Annotated in this window: 9 protein-coding genes; 6 read left to right on the top strand and 3 right to left on the bottom strand. The window is 71.9% G+C overall.

Annotated elements, in window-relative coordinates; genetic code table 11:
* The 6 genes from ACJ73U_RS32045 to ACJ73U_RS32020 all read left to right on the top strand — a co-directional run.
* Positions 1 to 452, top strand: a 452-nt coding sequence (locus ACJ73U_RS32045; protein ID WP_407781475.1) for a thiamine pyrophosphate-dependent enzyme, incomplete at its 5' end; no start/stop codon positions are given.
* A 9-nt stretch (positions 453 to 461) separates the two neighbouring features.
* Positions 462 to 1,493 carry an alpha-ketoacid dehydrogenase subunit beta gene (locus ACJ73U_RS32040; RefSeq protein WP_407781474.1) on the top strand — a complete coding sequence of 344 codons (1,032 nt, stop codon included), beginning with the start codon at positions 462 to 464 and terminating at the stop codon, positions 1,491 to 1,493.
* Between the two features lie 10 nt (positions 1,494 to 1,503).
* A complete protein-coding gene (locus ACJ73U_RS32035) occupies positions 1,504 to 1,899 on the top strand; it encodes a nuclear transport factor 2 family protein (protein ID WP_407781473.1) in 396 nt (131 codons plus the stop codon).
* Positions 1,899 to 3,332: an NAD(P)/FAD-dependent oxidoreductase gene (locus tag ACJ73U_RS32030; RefSeq protein WP_407781472.1), complete on the top strand. Its 1,434-nt coding sequence runs from the start codon at positions 1,899 to 1,901 to the stop codon at positions 3,330 to 3,332. The genes ACJ73U_RS32035 and ACJ73U_RS32030 overlap by 1 nt, the downstream gene beginning before the upstream one ends.
* Before the next feature lie 81 nt (positions 3,333 to 3,413).
* Entirely contained in the window at positions 3,414 to 4,049 is a 636-nt protein-coding gene (locus tag ACJ73U_RS32025) for an NAD(P)-dependent oxidoreductase (RefSeq protein WP_407781471.1), read from the top strand.
* Between the two features lie 119 nt (positions 4,050 to 4,168).
* Positions 4,169 to 4,624 (top strand): NAD(P)-binding domain-containing protein, encoded by a 456-nt coding sequence (locus ACJ73U_RS32020; RefSeq protein ID WP_407781470.1) that lies wholly within the window; start codon positions 4,169 to 4,171, stop codon positions 4,622 to 4,624.
* 72 nt (positions 4,625 to 4,696) lie between these two features.
* On the opposite strand, the gene ACJ73U_RS32015 is transcribed toward ACJ73U_RS32020, so the two are convergent.
* From ACJ73U_RS32015 to ACJ73U_RS32005, 3 genes are all read right to left on the bottom strand, one after another.
* Positions 4,697 to 5,563 (bottom strand): LLM class flavin-dependent oxidoreductase, encoded by an 867-nt coding sequence (locus tag ACJ73U_RS32015; RefSeq protein WP_407781469.1) that lies wholly within the window; start codon positions 5,561 to 5,563, stop codon positions 4,697 to 4,699.
* A gap of 1 nt (position 5,564) precedes the next feature.
* Complete coding sequence (locus ACJ73U_RS32010) at positions 5,565 to 5,942, bottom strand: SchA/CurD-like domain-containing protein (RefSeq protein WP_407781468.1); 378 nt, start codon at positions 5,940 to 5,942, stop codon at positions 5,565 to 5,567.
* 20 nt (positions 5,943 to 5,962) lie between these two features.
* The coding region (locus ACJ73U_RS32005) for an SDR family NAD(P)-dependent oxidoreductase (RefSeq protein ID WP_407781467.1) at positions 5,963 to 6,451 on the bottom strand (489 nt) is incomplete at its 5' end.

Here is a 6,451-nt window from a genome sequence, read left to right as displayed (position 1 = left end):
TGGTGGAGGACAACTTCTACGCCCAGGCGACCGGGACCCGTTACCACCTCGGCGGTCTCGACGTCGCCCGCCGGGCGGAGGCGCAGGGCATCCCCGCGGTGGTCGTCGACGGCACCGACTACTTCGCGGTCAGGGCCGCCACCGAGGACGCCGTCGCGCGGGCCAAGGCCGGCGGTGGACCGTCGCTCATCGAGTGCAAGGCCGGGCGGTTCTTCGGGCACATGGAGGGCTTCGACGGTCAGGGTTACCGCGGCGAGGGTGAGGTCGACGGCCTGCGGTCCACACAGGACCCGATAAAGCGCTTTGTCGACAGGACCGGACTGAGCGAGGCCGAGACGTCCGAAGTGGACGTCACGGTCGATGCCGCCGTCGAGGTCGCGGTCGCCACGGCCAAGGCCGCGCCGACGCCCGACGAGTCCGAACTGCTCACCGACGTCTACGTCTCGTACTAGGGAGAAGCCATGACCGAGACACCACGTGTGCTCTCCTACCTCGAGGCGCTCAACGAGGCCCTCCGCCTGGAGATGGAGCACGACCCGTCAGTGGTCGTGTTCGGTGAGGACAACATCGGCGGGACCGGCTGCGACGGCACGCTCGGGCACGCCTGGGGGCCGACCCGCGGCCTGCACGTCCCGTTCCCCGGGCAGATCTTCGACGCGCCGATCACCGAGGCCGCGTTCGTCGGCGCCGCGGTCGGTGCGGCCGCGACCGGGTTGCGGCCGGTGGCGGACCTGCTGTTCGTCGACTTCGCGGGTGTGTGCTTCGACCAGATCCTCAACCAGGCCGCCAAGCTGCGGTACATGGTCGGCGGCAAGGCCAAGGTGCCGCTGGTGATCCGGTCGATGTGGGGCACGGGCATGCGGCGGGCCGCGCAGCACTCGCAGGCCCTGTACTCGCTGTTCACCCACATCCCCGGCCTGAAGGTCGTCGCCCCCTCGAACCCGGTCGACGCCAAGGGGTTGCTCGCGGCGTCCATCCAGGACGACGACCCGGTGATCTTCTTCGAGCACAAGCTGCTGTACTTCGGCAGCCGCGACGTGGTGCCGGCGGAGCGCTACACGATCCCGCTCGGCGTCGCGAACGTCGTGCGCGAGGGCGACGACGTCACGATCGTCGCGATTGGACGGATGGTCCACGAGGCGACCAAGGCGGCCGAGCGGCTGGCCGCGGAGGGCGTCCGGGCCGAGGTCATCGACCCGCGCACGCTGTCGCCGTTCGACTTCGACACCGTGTACGCCAGCGTCGAGAAGACCTCGCGGCTGGTCGTGGTGGACGAGTCCAACCCGCGCTGCTCGATCGCCACCGACATCGCCGGGAACGTCGCGGAGCACCGGTTCTCGTCGCTGTCCGCGGCCGTCCGCACGGTCACCGGGCCGCACGCGCCGGTGCCGTTCTCGGGGCCGCTCGAGGACGCGTACCCGCCCAACGCCGACAAGATCGTCGACGCCGTCCGTTCCACGCTCCCGAGTTCCGTCGTCAGCAAGGCATCCTGAGGAGATCGTCATGGCAGAGAACCCCAACATCCAGCTGATGGAGAAGGTGTACGCGGCCTTCGGCGTCGGCGACGTCGAGACCGCCGGCACCTACTGGCACGAGGACTCCGTGCACCACTACCCGGGCAAGAACCCGCTGTCCGGTGAGCACGTCGGCATCAAGGACTCCACGGCCTTCGCCAACAAGATGTGGGAGCTGACCAACGGCAACCTGCGCATGGAGGTCAAGGAGGTCGGCGGCAGCGACAACTACGCCTTCGCCGTCCTGGAGACCCACTACGAGCGCAAGGGTCTCGTGCTCGACATGCCGTTCATCAACGTGGCGCTGATCGTGGACGGCAAGATCAAGGAGTTCTGGACCTACCCGAACGACGTGTACGCCCTCGACGAGTTCTGGAACGCCTGATGAAGATCATCGCCATTGGCGGCAGCGTCACCGGTCTCGCCGCCGCGGCCGCGCTGTCGGACCGCGGGCACGAGGTGTTGATCCTCGAGCGCGAGGCCGCCGAGCCACCGTCCACCCTGGACGAGGCGGCGGCCTGGCCGCGTCCGACCGTGCCGCAGGCCGCGCACTCGCACGCGTTCGGCTCGCGTGGCACGAACATCCTGCGGGAGAAGCTGCCGGACGTGTACGACGCGCTGGTCGAGGCCGGCGCCGGCGAGGTCAACCTCGCGGACTTCACCCCGCCCACCCTGGGCCCGGTGACGCGGATCCCGTCGGACGACCTGCTGAACATGCTGACCGTGCGGCGCTCGACGTTCGAGTGGGTGCTCAGGAGGCAGGTGCTCGCCAGGGCCGGCGTGAGGTCGCGGACGGGCGCGACCGTGCGTGGCCTGCTGACGGACGGCGACCGCGTGACGGGCGTGCGGCTCGACGGCGGCGAGGAGCTGACGGCGGATCTCGTGCTCGACGCCAGCGGGCGCAAGACGAAGTCGGCCGAGTGGCTGGCGGAGGCCGGCCTGCCGGTCCCCGAGGCGCAGAGCGAGAGCTGCCGGATCACGTACTACACCCGGTACTACCGCCGCCTCACCCCGGCGCCGCCCGGCCCGCTGAACCGGGGGTTCGGCGCCGGCGGCATGTGGGACAGCTACACGGCCGTGCTGTTCCTCGGCGAGGGCGACACGTTCTCGATCTCGATCGGCGTGCTGCCCGACGACAAGCCGATGAAGAGCCTGCGCGACGAGGCCGCCTTCACCGCGGCGATCCAGGTCACGCCGCTGCTGGCCGGCTGGATCGCGCCGGGCAACTCCGAGCCGATCTCGCCGGTGTACGCGATGGGCGGGCTGGACAACAGCTCCCGCTTCGTCGACCCGGGTGCTCCGCGCCTGACCGTTGGCTTCTACGCGCTGGGTGACGCGGTCTGCACGACCAACCCGGCGAACGGCCGTGGTGTCTCCCTCGCCCTGGCCCACGTGTACGAGCTGGCGGACCTGCTGGACGCGCACCCGTCGGTGGACCGGGGCCAGGCGGCCCGGTTCGCGGGCGCGACGAAGGGTCTGCTCGCGCCGTGGCTGGGTGAGGCCATCGCCAACGACCGGGGGCGTGCCGGCCTGTGGGAGGCGGTGGCGGCCGGTCAGCGACCGCAGCTGCCGCCGCCGGGCGTGGTGCACTTCGGTGCCGCGGTGGCGGCGTCCATCTCGGACGTCGAGGTGTGGCGCCGGGTCGCGCACGTGATGATGTCGCTGACCTCACCGGCCGAGCTGTACGCGAACGAGGAGATGGCGCGGCGCATCGGCAGGGCGCTGGCCGGTGGCCCGCCGCCGCAGCTGCCGGGCGCGTCCCGTGCGGAGCTGACCGCGGCACTCGCCGCCGCGGCCACGCGTGCCGAAGCCGCCTGACCCGGTCCCAATGCCGCGAAAGGCGCGTTCGGGCTCCGAACGCGCCTTTCACGGCATCCCCCCGTCGCGAACGGAGGCGACATGCGCCTGACAGTGTTCGGCCCGACCGGTGGCACGGGTCGGAGTGCCATCGCGCAGGCACTGACGGTCGGCGACAAGGTGACCGTCCTGGCCAGGAACCCGGCCGCGCTGACCGAGTTCGGCGACCGGATCACCGTGGTGGCGGGTGACGTGCTCGACCCTTCCGCCGCGGCGCGGGCCGTGGAGGGCGCGGAGGTCGTGGTCTCCGCACTGGGCATCGGCATGCACCGCCACGCGACGACCGTGTACTCACAGGGCACCGCGAACGTCATCGCCGCGATGCGTGCCGATGGCGCGCGCCGGCTGCTGGTGGTCTCGACGTCCTCGCTGGAGGTTCCGCCGGCGCGCCAGTTCGCGGAGTGGCTGATCGCGAGGCACCTGCTGCACCGGATCCTCGCGAAGCCGTACGCCGACATGGCCCTGATGGAGCGGCACGTCCGGGAGAGCGACCTCGACTGGACCCTGGTCCGCGCCGCCCGCCTGACGAGCGGTTCCCTGACGGGCAACTACCGGACCGCGACCGACCGCAAGCTGCGAGGCTGCTGGTCGATCTCCCGCCCGGACGTGGCTCACTACTGCCTCAACCACGCCGCGGACGCGGACACCGTCGGCCACACGGTGGAGATCGCGTACTGACGACAGCCGCGCCCGCACCTTCGACCGAGCCGGCGTGGTCGCCGCGGACTTGACTCGCTCTCGAGCAGGGCTCGACTCGCGCGACGACCCTGGAGTCAGGCACTTTTGGGAGGAGCGCGATGAGGATCATCCGTCGAACCCCGGCGACCGTGGGTGTCGTCGGGTTGGGCCGCACGGGACTGCCGCTGGCGTTGGCGCTGGCCAGGTCGGGTCTGCTGGTCACCGGCCTGGACACCGACCGGTCGAAGGTGACCGCCCTGCGCCGCGGCGAGTCCCACCTGGCCGACGACCTGCACGCGGTGGCCGACTGGTTCGAGCCGACCACCGACCCGAGCCTGCTCACCGGCCTGGACGCGTACGTGATCACCACCCACGCGGCCGTCGACACCGTCGCACCGCTCATCACCAAGGGCACGCTCGTCGTGCTCCAGCCGGACGCCGACGCGGTGCACCGGCTCGGTGCGGGCAGCGGCCTGCGCCCCGGCGCCGACTTCCACCTGACCACGGCACCGGACCTCGTCACCGCGACGATGTCCGCGCTCAGCCTGCACGCCCTGACGCCACTGGCCGCGTGACCGGGCGCGCCCGCACGGGCAGAAAACAGGCCCCCGAGCACCTCGGGGGCCTGCACCGGACGCGTCCCGTGCCTAGCCGAACACCACGTCCTGCAGCTCCTTCAGCTGGTCGAGGCCGTCGCCGCAGGGAGCCAGCAGGACCTCGTCGCAGCCCGCCGCCTCCAGGCGGGCCAGGGTCTCCTTCAGCTTGGCCTCGCCGACCGCCGCGCCACGCAGCACCAGCTGGGCGTACGGCGGCGCGAAGCCGTAGTACTCGCTGAGGTACCGGTCCGCGAGGTCCGCCGCGTGCGGGCCCAGGGCGAAGTACGTCAGCGACACCACCCGCGGCGGCGTGACGCGCTCGGCCGCCGCCCAGGCCGCGCGGAACGCCGCCGCCCCGCCGGCGAACATCTCCACGCCGCCGCCACCGGAGATCCAGCTGTCCGCCAGCCGAGCGGCCCGCTCGATCGCGCGCGGGGAGTGCCCGCCCAGCATGATCGACGGCCCGCCCGACTGGACCGGCGACGGGCCGACGGCACCCGCGAAGCCGCGGCGAGCCCCGCCCCAGATGGCACGGAGCTCGGCCACCTGGCGCTCCAGGAACGCGCCGCGGCCCTTCATCGGCACGTCGGCGGCCGTGAAGTCGTCCGGGCGGGAACCCGCGGCGAGACCCAGCACCAGCCGTCCGCCGGACAGCCGGTCCAGACTCGCCGCCTGCTTGGCCAGCACGGCGCCGTTCCCGTGCAGTGGGGACAGCAGGATCGCCGTCGCCAGTCGCACCCGTGAGGTCACCGCCGCCGCCGCGGACAGGGCGACCAGGCCGTCGTAGCTGTCGTACACGAGCCGGCCGAGCGTGGCGAGGCTCGAGAACCCCGCCTGCTCGGCCGTGCGCGCCCACGCCAGCAGCGCCGGGCCGGACGCGCCCCGCACGGTGCTCGGCAGACCGACACCGATCTCCACGTCAGGCCGCCGCGGCGTCTGGCGCGCGCCGGTTGAGCACGTTCTCCATGCCCGCCTTCTGGAAGAACGCCCGCGCGCCCTCCGGGCTCACCATGTCGCGGCCCTCGGTCAGGTGCTCCTCCAGCTGCCGTTCGAACTCCCGCACCTCCGGCTGGCGGCTCATGTGCGCGGCCACCACCGGCAGCGGGCCCTCGACCTCGATCACGCGGATCGCGGTACCGGCGCCGACGAACGCCATCGTGGCCAGCAGGCGGCCGACGACGTTGCCCTCCGCATCCGTGATGGTGAAGTTCGGCCGGCCGCTGTTGCGGAACAGCTCCTTGACCGTCTCCTCACTGCCTTCCTTGATCGGGTACAGCAGCGCGTGCCAGGTGGACATCCTTACCTCCGTGTTGAACCTCAGTGGCTGGCGGTCACGCCGCCGTCGACATAGATGACCTGCCCGTTCACGAACCGGGCGAGCGGCTGCGCGAGGTACACCACCGCGCTGGCCACCTCCTCCGGCTCGGCGAACCGGCCGATCGGGATCCGTTGCTGGAGCCGGGCCACGAACTGCGGGTTGCTCTGCGCCGCCTCGACGAAGTCGGTCCGCATGAACCCGGGCGCCACCGCGTTCACGGTCACGCCCTGCCCGCCCCACTCCGTGGCGAGCTGCTTGACCAGCAGGTTCACCCCGGCCTTGCTGGCGCCGTACGCGGAGAAGCCCATCCGGCCGCCCGCGTCCCCGCGCACCGACGACAGGTGGATGATCCGGCCGGACCCCCGCTCGAGCATGTGGCGCCCGACCGACTGGGACAGCAGGAACGCGCCCACCAGGTTCGCCTCCACCACGGAAGCCCACTGCACCGGGTCGAAGTGCTCGGCCGGCACGGTGATCAGCTTGCTGGC

The organism is Actinophytocola sp. (assembly GCF_045807065.1).
Taxonomy (GTDB): Bacteria; Actinomycetota; Actinomycetes; order Mycobacteriales; family Pseudonocardiaceae; genus Actinophytocola.
This window is presented reverse-complemented; position numbering and strand designations above follow the sequence as displayed.

Coding starts and splice junctions, on each gene's coding strand:
- ACJ73U_RS32040 (WP_407781474.1), top strand. CDS start 462: ATGACCGAGACACCACGTGTGCTCTCCTACCTCGAGGCGCTCAACGAG.
- ACJ73U_RS32035 (WP_407781473.1), top strand. CDS start 1,504: ATGGCAGAGAACCCCAACATCCAGCTGATGGAGAAGGTGTACGCGGCC.
- ACJ73U_RS32030 (WP_407781472.1), top strand. CDS start 1,899: ATGAAGATCATCGCCATTGGCGGCAGCGTCACCGGTCTCGCCGCCGCG.
- ACJ73U_RS32025 (WP_407781471.1), top strand. CDS start 3,414: ATGCGCCTGACAGTGTTCGGCCCGACCGGTGGCACGGGTCGGAGTGCC.
- ACJ73U_RS32020 (WP_407781470.1), top strand. CDS start 4,169: ATGAGGATCATCCGTCGAACCCCGGCGACCGTGGGTGTCGTCGGGTTG.
- ACJ73U_RS32010 (WP_407781468.1), bottom strand. CDS start 5,942: ATGTCCACCTGGCACGCGCTGCTGTACCCGATCAAGGAAGGCAGTGAG.